Annotated in this window: 14 protein-coding genes and 3 pseudogenes; 1 reads left to right on the forward strand and 16 read right to left on the reverse strand. The window is 60.2% G+C overall.

Translation table 11 applies throughout. The features are described 5' to 3' along the window. Nucleotides 1-3 precede the first annotated feature (3 nt). From ACTGJ9_RS39130 to ACTGJ9_RS39140, 3 genes and pseudogenes are all read right to left on the reverse strand, one after another. Nucleotides 4-929, reverse strand: a pseudogene (locus ACTGJ9_RS39130) (serine/threonine-protein kinase). Continuing rightward, nucleotides 926-1138 carry a hypothetical protein gene (locus tag ACTGJ9_RS39135; RefSeq protein ID WP_456675351.1) on the reverse strand — a complete coding sequence of 71 codons (213 nt, stop codon included), beginning with the start codon at nucleotides 1136-1138 and terminating at the stop codon, nucleotides 926-928. Before ACTGJ9_RS39135 ends, ACTGJ9_RS39130 begins: the two are co-directional and overlap by 4 nt. A gap of 94 nt (nucleotides 1139-1232) precedes the next feature. Then, nucleotides 1233-1619 carry a type VI secretion IcmF C-terminal domain-containing protein gene (locus ACTGJ9_RS39140; RefSeq protein WP_456675352.1) on the reverse strand — a complete coding sequence of 129 codons (387 nt, stop codon included), beginning with the start codon at nucleotides 1617-1619 and terminating at the stop codon, nucleotides 1233-1235. Between ACTGJ9_RS39140 and ACTGJ9_RS39145 the strand changes: the two genes are divergently transcribed. Further along, nucleotides 1606-1833, forward strand: a complete 228-nt coding sequence (locus tag ACTGJ9_RS39145; protein WP_456675353.1) for a hypothetical protein — start codon at nucleotides 1606-1608, stop codon at nucleotides 1831-1833. The genes ACTGJ9_RS39140 and ACTGJ9_RS39145 overlap by 14 nt on opposite strands. Before the next feature lie 362 nt (nucleotides 1834-2195). On the opposite strand, the gene tssM is transcribed toward ACTGJ9_RS39145, so the two are convergent. The 13 genes and pseudogenes from tssM to ACTGJ9_RS39210 all read right to left on the reverse strand — a co-directional run. Further along, a complete protein-coding gene (tssM, locus tag ACTGJ9_RS39150; protein WP_456675354.1) occupies nucleotides 2196-4784 on the reverse strand; it encodes a type VI secretion system membrane subunit TssM in 2589 nt (862 codons plus the stop codon). An 11-nt stretch (nucleotides 4785-4795) separates the two neighbouring features. Then, nucleotides 4796-5674 carry a type IVB secretion system protein IcmH/DotU gene (gene icmH, locus ACTGJ9_RS39155; protein WP_456675355.1) on the reverse strand — a complete coding sequence of 293 codons (879 nt, stop codon included), beginning with the start codon at nucleotides 5672-5674 and terminating at the stop codon, nucleotides 4796-4798. Continuing rightward, complete coding sequence (gene tssK / locus ACTGJ9_RS39160; RefSeq protein ID WP_456675356.1) at nucleotides 5671-7008, reverse strand: type VI secretion system baseplate subunit TssK; 1338 nt, start codon at nucleotides 7006-7008, stop codon at nucleotides 5671-5673. Before tssK ends, icmH begins: the two co-directional genes overlap by 4 nt. A gap of 99 nt (nucleotides 7009-7107) precedes the next feature. Then, the gene (tssJ, locus tag ACTGJ9_RS39165; RefSeq protein WP_456675357.1) at nucleotides 7108-7590 is read right to left on the reverse strand and encodes a type VI secretion system lipoprotein TssJ; all 483 of its coding nucleotides are present in this window, start codon (nucleotides 7588-7590) and stop codon (nucleotides 7108-7110) included. Continuing rightward, nucleotides 7590-8465 carry a type VI secretion system-associated FHA domain protein TagH gene (gene tagH / locus ACTGJ9_RS39170; protein ID WP_456675358.1) on the reverse strand — a complete coding sequence of 292 codons (876 nt, stop codon included), beginning with the start codon at nucleotides 8463-8465 and terminating at the stop codon, nucleotides 7590-7592. Before tagH ends, tssJ begins: the two co-directional genes overlap by 1 nt. Before the next feature lie 22 nt (nucleotides 8466-8487). Next, nucleotides 8488-9300, reverse strand: a complete 813-nt coding sequence (locus ACTGJ9_RS39175; RefSeq protein ID WP_456675359.1) for an FHA domain-containing protein — start codon at nucleotides 9298-9300, stop codon at nucleotides 8488-8490. Between the two features lie 1415 nt (nucleotides 9301-10715). Then, the gene (gene tssG / locus ACTGJ9_RS39180) at nucleotides 10716-11594 is read right to left on the reverse strand and encodes a type VI secretion system baseplate subunit TssG (RefSeq protein ID WP_456675360.1); all 879 of its coding nucleotides are present in this window, start codon (nucleotides 11592-11594) and stop codon (nucleotides 10716-10718) included. Beyond that, nucleotides 11558-13306, reverse strand: a complete 1749-nt coding sequence (gene tssF / locus ACTGJ9_RS39185; RefSeq protein ID WP_456675361.1) for a type VI secretion system baseplate subunit TssF — start codon at nucleotides 13304-13306, stop codon at nucleotides 11558-11560. The genes tssG and tssF overlap by 37 nt, the downstream gene beginning before the upstream one ends. 7 nt (nucleotides 13307-13313) lie before the next feature. Then, on the reverse strand, nucleotides 13314-13712 hold the full coding sequence (gene tssE / locus ACTGJ9_RS39190; protein ID WP_456675362.1) for a type VI secretion system baseplate subunit TssE: 399 nt from the start codon (nucleotides 13710-13712) through the stop codon (nucleotides 13314-13316). 12 nt (nucleotides 13713-13724) lie between these two features. Then, nucleotides 13725-15208 (reverse strand): annotated as a pseudogene (gene tssC / locus ACTGJ9_RS39195) (type VI secretion system contractile sheath large subunit). 14 nt (nucleotides 15209-15222) lie between these two features. Further along, nucleotides 15223-15735 carry a type VI secretion system contractile sheath small subunit gene (gene tssB / locus ACTGJ9_RS39200; protein WP_456675363.1) on the reverse strand — a complete coding sequence of 171 codons (513 nt, stop codon included), beginning with the start codon at nucleotides 15733-15735 and terminating at the stop codon, nucleotides 15223-15225. Nucleotides 15736-15770: 35 nt separating this feature from the next. Further along, a complete protein-coding gene (gene tssA, locus ACTGJ9_RS39205; protein ID WP_456675364.1) occupies nucleotides 15771-17360 on the reverse strand; it encodes a type VI secretion system protein TssA in 1590 nt (529 codons plus the stop codon). A 247-nt stretch (nucleotides 17361-17607) separates the two neighbouring features. Beyond that, nucleotides 17608-18039: pseudogene (locus tag ACTGJ9_RS39210) on the reverse strand (DNA-binding protein); the annotation flags it as partial. Nucleotides 18040-18205 lie beyond the last annotated feature (166 nt).

Raw genomic sequence — 18205 nt, forward strand, 5'->3', positions numbered from 1 at the left:
TTCCTACAAAGGAATGTCGTTTCGAGTGCGCCTCGTCTCGCTTCGCGACAGGGGCATGCGTCGACCGTACCATCGGTAGAACCAATGTGGCCGGGCAAGGCTCTGGACGAACTCACTGACGGTTTTGATACGGTCGCGGCGATTGAGGGCAAGGGCCGACGCGAGCACGCGCCATTGCGCCGGCGAAATTGTCGGCGGCGCCGCGGGTGCGAGTTTTGCCTCGAGTGCCTCGTCGGCTGGCCGTTGCGCATACGGATGCCTGCCGGTCAGGACCAGATACGCGACCACGGCGAGAGAATAGACGTCATCGGCTTCCGCCCGTGGTTCACCCATCAGCATCTCTGGCGACGCATAGGCTGGTGTGAATAGTCCAATCTGATCGAGCAGAGCCGTGGCCCCGTCGCGTTGCGGCGAAGCGTCCAGCATGAGGGCTGTCCCAAAGTCCACAATTTTGACATCGCCCGCCGAAGTGATGAAGATGTTTCCCGGTTTGAGGTCTCCATGGACAATGCCCTGGCTGTGCATGTGGGCAAGGCCCTGCCCGGCGGCGCGCACGATATGAAAGGATACGGAGGGTGACAGCGGCGATCCTGACGATCGGCCAGGATCTGCGCTAGCGAGCGGCCCTTTAAGAGCTCCATGACCAGGTAATGGTACTTGCCGTCGTAATCGGAATCGTAGATCCGCACCAAGTTCCGATGTGTGAAGCCACGCAAAAGACGCGCCTCACGGTGCAGCACCTGCGCTAGCTTCTGGCGCATCTTCGCATGTGGCTGGATGACCTTCACTGCGACTTCTGGACTCAGTTCACGCGCCCACAGGCCGATCCGATCAATCGCACGATAGACGGTGCTGGTGCCGCCCTCGCTAATAATCTCTGCGAGATCGAAACGACCGCCGAGTACGTATCCCGGCTTGGCCGCACTCACAATGCAGCCTCGACCAGGCGTTCGACGATTACATTCGTATCGCTGCGAGCCCGTTGCGCCAGAGCGCAAGGCAAAACCCTGCCCGTCGGAACGTCGACGGCCAGCCATCCGTTGGGCTCATCATAGGGGATTGCGGTTTCGATCTGGTTGCGCGGCTGGAACGCGTCGCGCAGATCACTCGCCGCCACGAGGCGACCAGCTGCCGGCATTTCGGCTGAACCGACCGCTCGCGCCAGGGTGCCGCCTGCGACATTTGCCCGCCTCTTTCCGCAAAAACAAACAAGAACTCTCACGGCGCTCCTCTCATAGGTGATCCGGACATCGGTACGAACGAAGGACACTCAAACTGAATGGATTGCGTACACTTTCGGCCCGCAGTTCATAGGTCACGTCGGGCCGGTCAGGTCCGCCGATGGTGATCGTAAAGCGGTCGGGAGCGCCACGCGAGGAGGGGCGCGAGGCATCGACGAGACGGAACAGAGCCCAAGGGCCTGACCGCTCAATCTTCTCCTCAGTTCCATGCACGGAAGCAAGGGTGACAGAGGCCGTGCTTGCATCGGTTCGAGACGGCCATTCGAGGTCGTAGGCACGGGGCGCCTCGTGACGATAGACGATCTCCTTGCCATCTATGGCAAAAGTCGCGCGCAGCAGTTTGGAGGCGAGATAGACCGGCTTGATGCTGAACTTCACGGCCGGTACGGACCCCGAGCCGCTGAAAAAGGACCTGCGAATCTCGCGCGCGCTGAAATTGAGTCAGGGCATCCGCATGGATCGGCGCCGTCGCTCCGTCGATGGTTGCCAGCGCAAGGCCAGTTCTGCGCTCGACGACGAACGGCGCCAGGTACTTCTGAAAAAACTCATCAAGGATCCCGCCGGGGCGAAAGAGATCGCTGAAGTCCTTTAATGTCACGTCTTCGGTCGCGGCCGCAAACAATGGATAACGCTGGTAGACGCCCGCTTGGCAGACCGGCGCCAGTTCCCGCGTCCACACAGCATTGACATAACTGTGAGCCTGTTGAATCAAGATGCTCCATGTTGAGAGCGCGATGTCGTTCATGATGGTACGGACCAACTCGGGTCGTAGCGCCGAGTCGGCGCGCAAGGTGCCGAAAGCATCGCTGCTCGGATCCTTGACGCGCCGCTCAAAGAGCTGAAATGCGGCTTGGCCAGGATCCGGTGCGGTCGCGATATTGGCCATCGTTGCATACAGCCCACCGAAAAGATCGCGGATGCGATCCATGCTCGCCCCCTGTCCCGAGGCTCCGCCTAGGCCCAATTGGACCAGAGGCTGGAAGGCTTCGGTGATCCGTGTTCCCGGCCAGGGGGCGTCGCCGAATGACGCCGAGAACACGGCGGCCGTTGTCTCCCCGTCTTGGCCGGGATCTGCTCTCCGGGCGCCGGCAGGTTCGTGTTGTCCCGTACGAGGGAAATGATCTGCTGCAGTGCGCTTTCCGGGCTGGCCAGCCCGCGCAGGATTGCCGAGGCGCGCTGCATACCGTCGAACTTGACGACGTGGACGCTGCTCAGCGCGCTTGTCCAAATGCGAATGTAATCGGCAACATAGCGATCGATGACCTTGCGCACGACCTGCTGTGTATCCGCCGCGTCGAACGAGCTGCCGCCAAGGATCCAGTCGCCGCTTTGCTCGTCTTGAACGATCAGCGGAAGGCGCGGCAGCATGAAATCGATCAAACCAGCCCGTGTGAAGATGCCCGGAATGATCGCGGTGCCGCCCGAAGAAGGGAGCTCCGGATGGCCTATGGTGGGGACAGCAGCCTGTAGCTTTATCTCCAGCTGGCCAGGCCCCAGCAGACTGACCAGGTCGATCGGCCGGAGCCGCGTGTTCTGAGCGCCTTCGCGCAAAAGCCGGGCGTAGATCTGCTCGACGAAAGGACGCTCCCTCAGCCGCAAGCCTACCGCAAGCACAAATTTCTGGTCACTCGCGATGGGCTTCGGCAGCAATTCGACAAGGCGTGAAAAGTGCTCCCGCAGCTCAGCCGCTGATGTCGTCTTCAGCGCGAATGCAAGCGCCACTTCACTGCGCGCAGCCCGTTCGACTTTGCCGCGATCGAAATGCCTTGGATCGCTCAGCATCAAATACGTGCGGAACATCTCCTTGGCTTCGTCTAGCTGAGTGTCATTGCCAGTACGCAATAGCCCCTCGATGCGAACGGCAAGCCTTCCAGCAAAGGCCGGCAGCAGGCGGTCGAGCAAAATCTGTTCATAAGCTTGTTGCGCGGCTGGCGCGAGCACCGGAGTCGCCGAAATCCCGAGACCACCGAGCCACGCAACCCAAGTGTTCTCTCCGGCTGCCAAGCTCAGCCGGCGCGCGGCATTGAGGGTCGGCAGGAGCTTTATCAGGTCCAGCGGCTCGTGTACTTCCCTGAGGCGCACTTGCATTGTTTGTGCGGCCATTTTGGTTTCAGCGATGCGCGCTCGGCTGCGAGCGAAGGCGTCGTACCACTGAGTCAATGCGGCCAGCCCCAGTATGACCGCCGCGAGATAGCCACCACAGTGCACCATCGCGAGCTTGCGTTCGAGGTTGAGATTGCGGCCGACAAGTCCCTGCTCAGCGAAGATCACATCGGTCAGCAGCCGTTTGATGAAGAATGCCTTTCCCGGCCCAATTGACAACGCGGGCGGCCCCGCGTGCAGACCGAAATTCCTTCTGATTGCACCGTTCATCCTCTCAAGCGGCATTCCCTCCTGTGCGGCGCTTGTCAGGTAGATCCCACGCAGCATTGGACGCACTTCGAAGCGGCTCGGCCGGAAAGCCTCGCTAACGAAGCCGGCGACCGCCGTCCGGATGCTCCACAATTCTTTCGGGAACAGATACATCATTGCACGACGGTTTGGATTGCGTTCGCGATGCATGCGAAACGCCAATTTGCTCTCGAGCCGCTCGGCAAGTTCCTGGATCTCAACCGTTACGACGTCGTCGATTTGATCGCCCGGCCCGTCGAGAGGAAAGGTCTTGCCCCAGACCTGGGCGCGCCCCTCATCGTCGAGATCGTCGAAATATTCAGCAAAGCCGGGCACGAGATCACACTTGGTCACCAGAACGTAGACCGGAATGCGCATGCCAAACGTCTTCAGTAGCTCATGTATCCGCGAACGAATGGACCGGGCGAACGTGCGCCCGTTACCCGTTAACAGATCGGACAGGCTGATCGCAACCAAGACGCCGTTGATCGGCCGCCGGCGGCGATGCATCGTGAGAAGATTAAGAAAGCCGTGCCAGGCCGCGCGATCGACCTCTGCATCCGTGTCCTGTGTCGTGTAACGGCTTGCCGTGTCAATAAAGACTGCTTCCTCGGTAAACCACCAGTCGCAGTTCCGCGTGCCGCCGAGGCCCGCCACCGGATCGACACCGAGCCGTTCGGCCAGCGGAAACTCGAGGCCCGAGTTGCGCAGGATCGTTGTCTTCCCGGCGCCCGATGGCCCAATTATGATATACCAAGGCAATTCGAACAGATAGCTCGGCCCGCGCTTACCAGCGAAGACCGTATTGCGGAGGACCTTCAGCGCGTCCTCGAAGCGTCTACGGATCAGCTCGACCTCGTCCTGGCCACTATTTTTGGAGGCCATGCCGAGCGCCTCGCTCTCCATCAGCGATTTGATAACACGCCGGTTAGCACGGCGGGCCAGCCAGTAACGGACAAGGATGATGAGGACGACCGCCAGCAAGAGGCAGCCGATTATAGCTGCGCGAACAATCACCGACCCGAACGGATGCTGACCGAACAGGTCAAGGTGAGGGGCGCCGAACCAGATCAACGCGTCGGCCAGCAACAAGGCGGTCAGCGTGATGACGCCTCGAACCGAGAAGAGTGCGGCGAATTGAGCGCCAGACACCTGCACCTCCTTTAGCGTGGCCCAGACCGGGCGATCACGACGAGCAGCTGCTCGACGGCTGCGAGTTCGCCCGAGAGGCGCCAATGGAAGACGCTGTAGCTGGTCAGCATAGTGAGGGCGGCGCCGACGAAGATGAACCATAACGGCACGTAACGACGCACGCCCGTACGTACTTTGGCGCCGCTCCATCGGATCGATAGTTCGGCCGGTGGTTCGCTCGTATGGTCCCGCAAGAGACGCTGAACGTCAGAACGCAGGTCTTCAAGCCGCTCGCGGCCCCCTTCAACGACGCGATATTTGCCTTCAAACCCCATCAACAAGCAGATGTTGATAAGTTTAAGTAAGGCGAGGTATTTGGCCGGCTGTGCCCGCACGCATTCGAGTATCTGGAAGACCTTCTCGCCACCCCACGTCTCGTTATGGAACTGGTTGAGCAGGCTGTTGTCACTCCAGGCGCCTTCACTGCCCCAATGCGTGGTCATCACCGCTTCGTCCAGCAACGCGCATATTACGTAGCGGGCGGCTGTTACATCGCTGCCAAGCGGTTGATCTTTGGCCGCACGCTTCTCGAAGCGACGGATTTGCTCGACAATCCCACGACGTAGCGCGGCGATATCGGCATTGTTGACGACGCGAAGTTGCGCGACGAGCAAAAGGAGCGGCGTCGCGGCCGCGGCGAACGCGTCCTCAACTGCCTTTGGCTCGAAGAGACTTTGCAGAACGATCTCGGTATGGTTGGGGCCCCATACGTCGTCAGATTCAGGTACAGGTGACCGCGTGTGGGGGCCGGTGCCGCAAGCGGAGGATTGCCCGCCTTGAGTGTTACGGGTCGGACCGACTGGCCTGCGTCCAATGAGTGTTGGTTCATCCATGTGTTTCGGGCCCGTCACGTACGCTTTCTGCGGATGGCCCAGAACTCGAGATGGAGATCCGAGTAGTCACCGCTGACGTGGAACGCAAACGCCGCCGAGCGCGGCAGGATACGCCACAGCTCCGCCGACTGGTCCAGCTCGAAATAGACGGCATTCTGGATGTAGGGCAATTCGCGCGGCGCCACAGCGAGCGCGCGAAACGGAACACCGGGGAGCTGAAGATTGACAAGGTCCCGAATCTGCTCGACCGAGCCTACTTTCATCTGCGCCGGAAGCTGGTTGCGCAACGTCTCGGCCGGTACGCTTGCAACAGCCAAGAGAACGAACCGAGAGTCCTGGAACAATGTGCGGTCGGTGATCAGGCCGATCCGGATGCCGTAGCCTCGATCCTGCAATGGGAGCGATATTGCGGCGCTCTCGATCACGACAGACAACAGCTTGCGCAGTATATCAGCCAAAGGCGTGAAGCAGCTCTCGAGATCCTCATGCCGATAGGGAGGCATCTCGTACGGTTTGCGGCGGTCGCCGACGAAACTCGACAGCTGCCCTGCAAGGTCGAGCAGTGCGCGGAAGAGAGTTTCAGGATGATGCCCAGGTGTTGCCGCGAAATGGTCGAACACGGCTTCTGCGCCGTTCACGATCGATAACATGAGAAGATCAATCAATCCCCCTCCGTCTGCCGTCGCGCGCGAGGGATCCGCGCGCGCAGCAAGCGCCTCTGCGCGTGCCCGCAACACCGATCTGACTTCGTTCAACAGCGCGACGAGCGGCTGGACTGCGTGAACGTCGATCGCAGGCGGAATGTAGGTGTCGGACAACGTGATCGGGCCGGCCGGATCGATATCATGGATGCGGCCGATGGGCAGCATGATCAGGTCACCCTGCTCCTCGCCGTCGAACATGAGACGTGTTGCTAGCGATGCAACCTTGATATCGACCGGAGCCCTTTCAGGCGCGCTCGCATTCCGGACCTGCAAGACCTCCTTATCGTGGCGGCGCGCGAGTACATCCGCGCAATAGGCGCTGTTGCCGGATTGCCGGCGTGTACCGACGGCGATTTTGACGAGCAGGTCTTTCGCAGCCGGCGGAGGGATTCGCCCGATCGGAAGGCAGACATGCTCCGGCGCATGAAGGGCCGTGCCGTCGGGCAGAATGGCTTCAAGTTCGGTAAGGGCGATTTGGCCAAGCCTCAGAAGATTACGATCAAAGGCAATTTTCCGAATGCCCCAGGCGTAGGCGACCAGACCAGCAACGCGGCTCTCGACCAGTTGCTCGATCCAGCGGTCGTATTGCTGAAAATGATGTGGCCGCACCAACATGCCTTCGGACCAGATCGGTTTGCTTGTCGACATTATTTGAGGCGCCTCTTCGCTGAATTTTCCAAACGGCGCATCGGCCAGGGGTCGTTGCGATCACAATGGACTGGTCAGAACATTTCCCACCACTTTCGGCTAGCCTCCCCCTATGCTGACGGCCTCGGCAATCAATTTGACCGAGATTCTGTTGTCACGATCAGGCTTGATTTCGGCAGTTGAGCGCCATTGGGCATCGTTGCCCGAGTGGAAGCCCGCGATCACGCCGACGTTGCGGGTCTCGATCGGTGTGTTGCGCTCGAAATCGACCTTGTCGCCGGGCGCCAGTTCGACCTCGCGCTTGGCCACCAGATCCGGCCCGAGGCGTTTCACGTCATCGTCGAACAGCTCGAAGAACTGCGCTTGCGTGAAGATGGCCGTCGACTTCAGTTCATAAATGCGCACGACAACCGGCGACGGTTTGCCGTGCGCGTTTGGATTGACGAAGTCATCGGCCTCGATCACGAAGTTGATCGCCGTCGTCTTAGAGACTTTGTCAGTTGAACAACTAATGGCTGCAGCGGCCATCAGCAACGCACCGCTAACGACGGACAGCCAACGGGTTCTGTTCGGCGTCGCCATTATGCCGTCTTCCCTCTATTCCGGTCAGGTGCAGGGACTTGCGAGTCGTAGCTTCGGGCAAACTCTTCTGCGATATAGGAGCGGGCCGTTCGATCAACGTCATCGACCATTGATGCATGCAGTTCCACAAATCGGTCCCACAGCTTGGCCTTATTGATGCGAGCGCCGAAAAGGCCGCTATTTGCACCGTCGCTCTCGATGCGCTGGGGGCTCATCTGCGTTAGTACATTGCTGACCGCCCCTTTCATTGCCGCGACCGCCGCGACCTCATGCGCCTTGATGTCGTCGAAACCTGCCCGCACCGACCGCGAGAGCAATAGGACTCCGCGATCCTTTGCAAGCGCCTCGCGCAGGGCATGACTGCTGTTGGTGAACTGTACTGCGTTGTCGTTCCCAGCGCGTGTCTGCGTCGGCCCGATCTGGCACTCATTCTTGACCATAGCCCACGCGGCGAGTATCGAATGTAGGCCGTCCGTCATCTCGGCGATCGCACGGCCGAGTTCCGCAAAGAACTCTCGACCCTGTGCTGGTGGCACAAGGTTCGGATTGAACCCGAGCGAATTCCAGAACGCCAGCAGTTCGTCTGCTTCGGATGGGCGGTCCGCAGGTAACGGCGGAGTACCGCTCGTTGTTGCGGTTCGCACCTGGGTAGCGCCGACCGCCCGATGCGCAGCAGTTTCCTTCAGGCTCAGCAGCTCTCGCTCATCGGGCGGCGGCGACCTTGAATCAGACCCCCGCAATTTCCCGAGGTGATTCGTCGAAGGAGAGGCGATCGGCTTAGGCGCGATCCGGACCGGCTCGTTCTGCTCATTGAGGGACGCTTCTGTTCGCTGCGATGACACCAATGGCAAGCGGCGCGAGGCCGGTTTCGGCAACAGATCGGCGAGATCGAGATCCTCAGGGACGATTGGCGCAGGATGGCCATTCGACAGTACACTCCTGCCATTGGGGGGCAGAGGGCAGCGGTCGGGATGGCTCGAGAAATCGCGTGTCGACCGACGACAACGGAATTGATCCAACATTTCCCGACTGCGCGTGCGAGGACGGTCTTTCGGTCGTGGCAGCGCTTGACGGTCGCCCGGCAAGATCCTCCAGTGTCGGATCCACAGCCTCGATGTCGTTGCTAAGCGCGTTGTCTCCACCCAAGGATGGCGGACGAGCTGTCTGCGGCTCCCATTGTGCAGCTGAATAGAATATCTGCCGCGGGCCAGTCACCATTGAGGGACCGGGAGGAAGATGCGTATCGCTTCCCAACGGTCCGGCAGTCGGAACAACTGCAGTTGCGGACTCTTGGCTGAGTGAAGGCGAGGGCAAGGTCGGCTTTGTACGGCCGAGGCGCGTTGCATTCGACCCCGTCAAGCCGAGCCGTTCACGTTCCGCAACAGGATCGTCCTCGATCATCACCGAGATGATGTAATTCGCCAAAAATAGCGTATCGCCATCAGCCAACGGTGCGGTATTGCCGCGTCCCAGCGCTGCGTCCACCGTGTTGATGTAGACGCCATTGGTGCTCGTATCGGTGATCGTGAAACCGACGCCATTGAATGCGATCCGCGCGTGGTGTCCTGACAACGTATTGGTCGGATCTGAAAGCCGCCAGTTGCAGCCGTGCCCGCGACCGACGGAGCCCCCTTCGGGACCAAACGCCTGCGTTCCGTTGCGGCCCAAGGGCTCGGCGTTTTCTCCAAGGACTCTGAGTATGAGATGCATCCCACACCTTCAGGCCTGCTCGCCGCCACAAATGCTCATCCGAGCGTCCCATTGGAATTGCCGTTGCGCCAGCATTGCCGACCGTCGAGCTGCATAGTTGTGAAGCTGATCGATTGGCTCATGCGTCGGTTTCGCAGGAAGAAAACTCAGCTGCATCGGAGGCCGCGCGGGCCTCTCTCTCAGAAACGAGGCATGCCAACTCCGCCAAAGGAGCGCATCGGTCGTCTTGCGCATCTACGTGCACTCCGCCAATTGATGTTACCAGAGTTCAGTAGCAACGGTCGTGCCAATGGCATCTCCAAGCTAACCAGCTATTGAACATAACAATCTGTGGTTCGGCGAATGACGCAGGTGTTCTCAAACTGACAGAGGCCGTGCAGCCGTCAGACACCGGACAAGGTTAAGGCCTGCAGGGATGTCACGAGCTGCTGCCAGCTCAGTTCGTAACGCGGCCTCCTGAAAACCCCTCGCGCTGGCCGTGCGGATCAACCACTTAGCCCATACTGATGCTGAAGCTCGGTCTGGCAACCGCGCGAAACGCACGATGAGCCCCTCGAAGGAGCTTGTCGAATTTGTTTAGGAGAGTTGGCTCTTCTGTCTATCCGTAATTGATATAACAACACATTTTCTGCAGAAGTCCGGTATTGCCGGCAAGTTATCGCGGACACGATGCCGCACCGAATTTCGCCCGGAGCCCGCATACGCGCGCGCCGTTGGAGTTCGATATCGAAGGCATCGACATAGGAGACCTTCTTTGCCGTGGGCAGATCGAGTTTGTCGCTCCAGAAAGCAGATGCGGATGCTTTGCATGTTTAGAGCCCGGTCGGCTTCTGCCTCACAAGGTCCGCATTCTCGTCCTCTTTCTCGGCGCAAAGCCGCTTTAGGATGGCAAGGTCTAGCGGTGGCGGAGTGCACGGGGCGCCGATATAGGCGACGGCGCCGAAGCCAGACAAGTTGCGCGGGCGGCTGGAAAGACCGCCAGCGCAAGTGTTGAGCGAGGACTTGGCTGTCCCGCCGGGCATCATGAGCAAGCAACCAGCGGCCATGACACGCTTCACAGCAACCGGCTTGGCAGACAATCGTATGCGATGAAGAGAGGCAAAAGCAGCGCGTCTTCACGCCATGCCCGGCCAACCACTCGAGCTCTCGGCCGCGGCTTCCGGACTTACATGCCCCCAATCGGACACGAAGCAGGAGTGAGGTGTCTTCGCTCGGGCGTTCGCAGCGGATGGGTGTTCGCAGTCGATGGCGATCCTTGACAAAAGCTCGCCGAGTGATCTTCACCGTACGCGAATAACTCTAAAACGATCACAATAGAACAAAGCTTCCGGTTCCGTTGGGCGGATCGATCCATGTCGTCCAGCCGAATTCTCCTTCGCCCAGAGTCCATTGCGGCGTCTGCCCGAGCGCTAGTTCTAGCTGGAGATCACATGCCAAGGGCTCGCGCAGAATGGCGCTAATGAGACGGCAAGGATGGCATGGCTCTCGCAACCGGGCAGCAGCGACCGAAACTGCTGCTGGTTGAGCGGGCCGAGGCAAAGCCGGAACTTGCCTACGATGTCCGGCATGGTTTCGCCAGCAAGCGTATCAACACCGAGCTCAAGGCCAGGCCGGCCAAGGCGCCACTGCGCCTGTGGTGGAATGTCGATCTCGCGCCAGATGAATTCCTCGACCCGGGCTGAAATGTTGAGGTGGCAGGAAATCACGCCAGCCACAAGCTTGGCCGACCGGCTGCACAAGGCAAGTACGCCGGCATGCGGCAGCAGCCGCGCCCGCCACTCCCCTTCCTTGGCTGTGTCTTCAGTGGGCATGAGCCCAAAGAGCACACCAATCAGCACTGAGATCGCGTCGGTTGCGCCCTCCTCGAACCGCAAATGGTGGCGGTAGTACCGCCAGATCCGCAGCAGTAGGCTGATCAGACGGTGATTGAAGAAATCAAAGAAATCGTCGAGCGAGCCAACGCCGTGCCCGTGCATGACGCGTTCGGTGTAGAAGGGCGGCAGCGGGGAGGAGGGACCGTGTAGCCCGAGGAAATTGACCTCTACCTCCACGCGCTCGCTGGCGGCCTTGATCTGTCTCAGTTCGGCGATCTCTTCGGCAGGGAAGCCAAGCGTCGGCGCCGCGCGAAAGCGCACCGCCTCGCGCGCGGGATCATCGGTGGATCCGATCCGGGGAGCGTCGCTGAAGTGGCGCTCGAGATGCGCAACGAGCGAGAAGAACTCGAACTCCGAATACTCATCGCGTTCATCGGGCACGGTCAGAGCGGCGGGATACACCCAATTCTCGCTGGCCATATGTAATGTGCGGTGCTTTCCGTGCCGCGGACCGAAAACCGGTGCAGCATATTGATGCCGGCAAATGTCCCGAAGAAAGCGTCTAGAACCGATCCCAACAGGAACAATTCGCTCTCACCACCGATCTTGCTGTCGATCACGGCCAGTTCGATATTTCGCATTCGAATCGGGGCGCCGCGCACCACGTGATCGGTGTCCGTGCTCACGAACTGATCGAGACCTTCAAGCAACAATTCCAGGCGGCGACGCGCCTGAACGTCGTAGACTGCACGGAACTCGTAGCTGGCAAGAACGGTCCGCAACGTTCCTATGTTGGCCATAGCGCCGTAATTGCGCGCCAGATTGGCCGTCAACCGCCGCAACAAACCATCACCGACCGGTGGCGGCACTTCCGCAACGACCGCTGTGATATTGGAGAAGGTGACAGAGCGAGGCGTGTCAGAGGTCGGCAGATCCACGCTACCGATAGGCAACCGGTCCGCAATGCGTCCGTTGGAGCAGGTCAATTGCAGGGATACGACGTCTATCGGCGGATGCTGGGCGACGTCGAGCCGGTCAACGAAGCTCACATAGTGATCGACGCCCCGGCCGACCACCGCCGGCCGGATACGCTCGCGAAAGTAAGCGCGGTTGTGCTCGGCGCCGGGCAAATCGTGCCGCAACAGATCGAATGGCTCGAACTCGATGCGTTCGGGACGGCCTTGCACATGGCCGGTCACACCATCGACGGACCGGATTGAGAAGTTCGGCCCTCCCGAGGCAAGCACGCGGTATTCGGTCTTGGTCCGATTCAGCCGAATTGGCGAGGCCTCATGGTTGAAGACATTGATTGCTGGTGTGCAGTTCAAGCAAATCTGGCCCCTGCGGACCCGCAACTGGGCGGGGAACGGACGCCGAAACTCGAGGCTGAGCCTGCACTCGGTCTCCGTGTGGGCTGCGAGCCGCTCGAGACCAGACAATTCGACGTAGAGAAATTTCGACGGATAGCTCAGATACTCCTGAATGATCCGGAATCCTGAAAAGGCGTTGCGTGGCCAGGGCAAAACCGCCTCGTCGTCGCTGAAGCCAACAGGCGCGATCTGCGCTGGGCCGATGGCGGCGACCTGTCGATCCCCCACGGTGACAGTTCCCTGCGAGACGTGACGGGCCAGCCAAGCCAATAGGTAGCGCCCAACTTGCGGCTCGCGCTCAGTCGAGAAGAAGAGGCGGAGCCGACCATTCTTAAGACATGACAGGTTTTGCCGGCCGGTTGCTTTGATACCCAGAGTTAGGCGAGCAGAACTGGTTCGGTTCTCGAGCTGAACGTCATTGATCTCCAGCGGCAACACGTCAATTGAGTAGCAGGTGACGAACGTGCAATTGGTTCCTTCAATCGGCCGCGAGCGGACGCTCGTGCCGGCCGGCACCGTCAGGCTCGCGGCGCTCGCCGACAATTTCAAGGCAAAGGCCAGAGTTGTAATCGGCGGTAAAGGTTGAAGATATTGCGGCCATACCATCCGCAAGAGGCCATGGACGAATTCGGGAAATTCGTTGTCGAGCTTTTGTCGCAACCGTGCGACGAGAAAAGCGAAGCCTTCCAACAACCGCTCGACATCGGGATCAGTGGCATCCCGCCCGAGAAAGGGTGCAAGCTTCGGATTCGCCAAAGCAAAGTCAGCGCCGAGCTCGCGCAAATAGGCCAGTTCATCCTCGTAATACGGATTAAGGGCCACTGCCGCCTCAGCCCCTTACCCGAACGTGCTTCTCGCAAATCGCATCGAAGGAGATTGGCTCCGTTCGAGCGTTATGCTCAACGGTCGCGTTGACGTGGAAGCTCAGCTGCAGCGGATTTTCGCGATCGGCATGAAAGCGGATCGAAACATTCTTCAAGCGGGGCTCAAACGTCTCGATCTGCTGCTTGAGCGAACGGGCGAGCGCGCGCACCACGTCGGCTCCGTGCCCGACCGCCTCGTTGAGGTCGGGCATGCCGAAGTCCGGCCGTGTTTCGCAGCAGCCCTGGCGCGAGTTCAGAACCCGACGCAAGTTTTCCAGCACGCTTGCCCGGAAACGCTCGGACGGCGTCCCATGATTGGTCGCCGTGCCGTCCTCCAAGCGCTCCAGAAGACTGCGGTCGAACATCGCCTATCACCTCTATTGCTTGTCGAGTTTACCTTTAAGCGTCAACGCAAAATCCGCGCCCATGTACTTTAGGTGTGGAACGACGGCGATACCCACGCGATACCAACCCGGTTCACCCCCGACGTCCTCGACGATGATCTCCGCTTTTCGCAAAGGTCGCCGTGAGCGTACCTCCGCCGACGGATTCTCCTGATCGGCGACATACTGGCGAATCCAGTTGTTCAGCTCGCCTTGCAACTCTTCCTGCTCTTCCACGAGCCGATGTTCTCGCGCTGCAGCACCTTGATGTAGTGCGCGAACCGGTTGATAATGAACACGTAAGGCAGCTGGCTGCCGAGCTTGTAGTTGAGCTCGGCCGCCTTGCCTTCTTGCGTGTTACCGAAATACTTCGGCTTCTGCACAGAATTTGCCGAGAAGAAAGCGGCATTGTCAGAGCCCTTGCGCATCGTCAGCGCGATGAAGCCCTGCTCGGCAAGTTCGAACTCGCGCCGATCGGAGATAAGAACCTCCGTCGGCACTTTAGTCTGCAATTGCCCCATCGCCTCATATGTATGCAGGTTGAGGTCCTCAACCGCCCCGCCCGATTGGGGGCCGATGATGTTCGGGCACCAGCGATATTTGGCGAAGCTATCGGTTAAGCGCGTCGCGAAGGCGAAAGCCGAGTTGCCCCACAGGTAATTGTCGGGTTCACCATCTAAGGTCTCCTGGTAATTAAACGCCGTCACCGGAATCGTTTCCGGGCCATAGGGCAAGCGCAGCAGGAAGCGCGGTAACGTCAGGCCAAGATAGCGAGCGTCCTCGCTTTCGCGAAACGAGTTCCACTTAGCATATTGTGGTCCCTCGAACACCGATTGCAGGTCCTTCAGATCCGCGATCTCCTCATGATGCTTGACGCCGAACATTTCCGGGGCAGCAGCGGCAATGACTGGTGCATGGGACATCGCGGCCACCGCGCTCATATACCGCATGAGCTTAACGTCTTGGCTGCCACTGCTGAACTCGTAGGCCGATATCATGGCGGCGACAGGCTGGCCGCCGAACTGGCCGTACTCTGCAGTGTAGACGTGCTTGTACACCCCGGACTTGGCTATCTCGGGGCTGTCCTCGAAATCGGTGAGCAGTTCATCCTTGCTCACGCTAAGGATTTCCACCTTGATGTTCTGACGGAACTCGGTGCGGTCGACCATGAACTTAAGCCCGCGCCAGGCCGATTCGAACCGCTGGAACTCATCCGCGTGCAGCACCTGGTCGAGCTGAGCCGAGATTTTGCGATCGATCTCCGCAATCATTCGATCGACGAGCGCGTTGTTGACCTGCTCGTCGGCCCGGCTCGGTTTGATGAGCTCGGCAAGGAACGCTGCGACGCCCCGGCGGGCGAGGTCGTAACCGTCGTCGCCCGGGGTCATCCTGGTTTCGGCGAGGACTTGATCCACCAGCGAAAGGTCGGTGGCTGTACTGCCGACTTCGGCCGGCTGCTGCGCGCTTATGTCGTTCATAGCGCCGTTGCTCCTCAAACAGCTCGTCCATCCGCTCGCTCACTCGTGCTGGTGAGCTCGCTCAGGAGCCGCGGCCGTGCGCTGTGGTCTTCGAGCAGATTCTGGATGGTTTTGCGGAAACTCGGCACGTTGCCGAGGGGACTCTTCAGGGCGATCAGGGCCGCGCGCAATTCGGTCAATGCACGCAATTCGGGGATTTGCTGTACGACACGCTCGGGTTCGAAGTCCTTCAGGCTCTCAATCTTCAGCGACACCGATAGCTTGACGGCTTCAGGCCGGTCGTCGACTTTATTCTCAGCGGAGATATCGAGGGTCAGTTCCTGGCTTTTGACCACCTCGTCAAAATTGTCTTTGTCGATATTGACGAGCTCTCGCTGTTCAATTGGGCGGTCATCGGTCTTTCCGGTGAAGTCGCCCAAAACCAACAATTTGAGCGGCAGCTCGACATCCTCCTTCAGATTGCCGGTTGCCGGTTTGAAGCGGATATTGATGCGCTCCTTTGGAGCGACCGAACTTTCCTGTGCCATTTCAACTCCTGTTAACACTTTTGTCCCTGACCAGGTCAGCTAGCGAACAAGCGTGCGCGTGCGATGTCGATGGCCGCGACCCGCGTTCGGATCTGTTCGAGCGCGGCGCGACGGCGCGGCTCGTCAAGCATCTGCTGCGAGTCGGAATGAGTCATCGCGCGAAAGCGCAATTCGGCGACGTCGAGCGCAAGTGCGGGCTCCCAGCTTTCGAGGTTGCGCTGGGCGATCACCTCTTCCATGTGCTCGAGCAGCGGGACGGCGGTCGCAACGAGGCCGGTTTCGATGCAGAAACGTGCTTGCGCAAGCTGGCCCACGAACCGCGCTCGTTCTCCGCTCGCGCCATCCAGCGCACGTGACAGCTTCTCGAGTGCGGCCTGCGGCTGCCCGCCGCCAATCAGCTTATGCGCCTCAACAACGGCGTCGTCGACAGGATCACGGCCCGCCGACACGTCCGTACCACCGACGGCGGCCCACACGCGCGTCTCCTGATCTGCGAACGCCCGGCCGTCGTTGAACTGAAACGTCAATATCCGCGGATAGCGCGTGACGAGCAGGGCTACGCTTGCGCGCACGGCCGCGGCCGCGGGCTCAAAGAGCAGCCCCATTTGCTCCAGCGCTTTCGCGGCATGCCGGTGAACGTCGAGCCAGAACGGTGAGATCCAAACGATCTCTTCGGCTAAATTCAACAGATCGGCGTGCTGACCGGCCGCTATTTTGGCTTCTAACGCTGCGATATTGTCCGCGGGCGGAAATATCATCGTGCGGCCACCTGTATCGGGCGGCAGGGCGTCAAAGCGCATCCAGGAGCCGACGCGATTGAGCAGATAGACCTGCGGATCTGTGGGGAATGCGACGCGCCGGGCGGCCGCAGCTAGCCGGAGCATATCAGGCAAGTGGTCGACCAAGGCGGCACAGTCGCCATCGGCGCCAGCCGATCGTGCTGCCTCCGGTGCTGCCGGTTGAGCAACCTCAACCGGCGAAGTGGATTCCGCCGCGGCGCCGCCGGCCTGCTCGACAGCTCGGGCCGCCTCAGCCGCACGTTCCGTCGGCACGGCGATTGCGCGCTTGGCTTGTTCGCAGTGCGGTCGCAGCGTCCTCAACAACTCGCCCGTAGAGGCTTGCTCATTGACAAGCTTGTCGCGCAGCTGGCGATCGAGATCGTCAAGCGCCTCATAGGCGGCGAGCACCGCCGGATATTCAGCCTCGATCAGCACATTCGCGGCCACCTCTGGTCCAACGCGGCCAACGAGCCAATCGATGGCTCCGATCCGCGCCCGTTCCCGCTTGACCGGCGGAAAGAGACCTTCCCAATGCGCGTCTACCATGCCGCGCAAAACGCCTAGGCCGACGGCGAGGCCCTGGTATCCTCTGGTCCGAAAGAGACCATAGGTGGCCCAACAGGCGACCAGAATGTCCTTCGACTGGTTCGCCAGGATATGGAACGACAGCGTATTGACTTTGCTCCAATCAACCGCAGTTGGTCCGTCGGCATCCATGCGCCACAGTTCGGCTTCGAGCCGTTCGAATTCGGGCGCATCACGGGCATTCATGCCGGCCGGCGCGGGACCCGGCACAGGCGCAGCACCGCAGCAGGCACGTGCATCGATGTCGCCTCGAGCCGCCATCCAATCGTCAATCACCGTGACAAGACCATACGCGATCGCGCATTGCGCCGGATCGCGGCATTGGGACAGTCAACATCGTACCCGCTGTATGCAACAATCCAGGAGGTGATACTCTTATAAGCCACCACCGTCCCCTCCTTGCGTAGGTGCTGTCTGATGACGTTCCTGTTTCACCTCCTTCAAACCTTATGCCAGTTGCAATGACTTGATTTGCATAAGCGATATTTCCAATCGGAGGCGTCACGGCCCCGACAGCATGTTGCAAACCCGACATCCTGGCCGTAGGGAAGTCGGTCGCCACCTCGATCCACTTCCAACCTTCGGCGGCGATCGTCTCCGCCTCAGCCTTCAACTTCTCAGCCACCAGACGGTCCAGCAGAGCGACATCCTCCAGCCAGCCGCCGTCGCCGGACTGGAATAGGTCGCGCAGCACCGCACCGCCGGCCACGTCGTAGGCGTCGACGCCGACAAACACGGCGCGCCGGTCGGAGACGCGCACCGTCTTCTCCGCGAGCATGCGGCGGATCTGATAGGATTCCTTCTGCCGACAGTCAGAAATCGCCTGCCGGACCTGCTCCCGGCGGCCGTGATCCGCGGTGACGGTGAAGGCCATCAACTGCTCGAGCGACATGGGGTCGTCGCCATGGACGTCGAGCAGCGCGGGCGAAACCGAAGCGATAGACCCGTTTAAATCTGCCGTTCAGCGTCAGCTTGATGAGGCGGACTCTATTCTCGATCAACTAGACTCGGCGTCGGAACTCGAAGACCACCAAATGGCGCTGGTAAATTTAGCATCACGTTGGTGGTGAAGCAGACCCTGCCCTTCAGCATGCGAAGTCGAATTC

The organism is Bradyrhizobium sp. RDM12 (genome assembly GCF_051917485.1).
Lineage (GTDB): Bacteria > Pseudomonadota > Alphaproteobacteria > Rhizobiales > Xanthobacteraceae > Bradyrhizobium.

What these genes read in the sequence shown, in the direction of transcription:
- ACTGJ9_RS39135 (WP_456675351.1), bottom strand. Translation starts at nt 1,138, where the DNA reads ATGCCGGCAGCTGGTCGCCTCGTGGCGGCGAGTGATCTGCGCGACGCG.
- ACTGJ9_RS39145 (WP_456675353.1), top strand. Translation starts at nt 1,606, where the DNA reads ATGCTGAACTTCACGGCCGGTACGGACCCCGAGCCGCTGAAAAAGGAC.
- tssK (WP_456675356.1), bottom strand. Translation starts at nt 7,008, where the DNA reads ATGTCGACAAGCAAACCGATCTGGTCCGAAGGCATGTTGGTGCGGCCA.
- tssJ (WP_456675357.1), bottom strand. Translation starts at nt 7,590, where the DNA reads ATGGCGACGCCGAACAGAACCCGTTGGCTGTCCGTCGTTAGCGGTGCG.
- ACTGJ9_RS39175 (WP_456675359.1), bottom strand. Translation starts at nt 9,300, where the DNA reads ATGCATCTCATACTCAGAGTCCTTGGAGAAAACGCCGAGCCCTTGGGC.
- tssG (WP_456675360.1), bottom strand. Translation starts at nt 11,594, where the DNA reads ATGGCCAGCGAGAATTGGGTGTATCCCGCCGCTCTGACCGTGCCCGAT.
- tssE (WP_456675362.1), bottom strand. Translation starts at nt 13,712, where the DNA reads ATGTTCGACCGCAGTCTTCTGGAGCGCTTGGAGGACGGCACGGCGACC.
- tssB (WP_456675363.1), bottom strand. Translation starts at nt 15,735, where the DNA reads ATGGCACAGGAAAGTTCGGTCGCTCCAAAGGAGCGCATCAATATCCGC.
- tssA (WP_456675364.1), bottom strand. Translation starts at nt 17,360, where the DNA reads ATGGCGGCTCGAGGCGACATCGATGCACGTGCCTGCTGCGGTGCTGCG.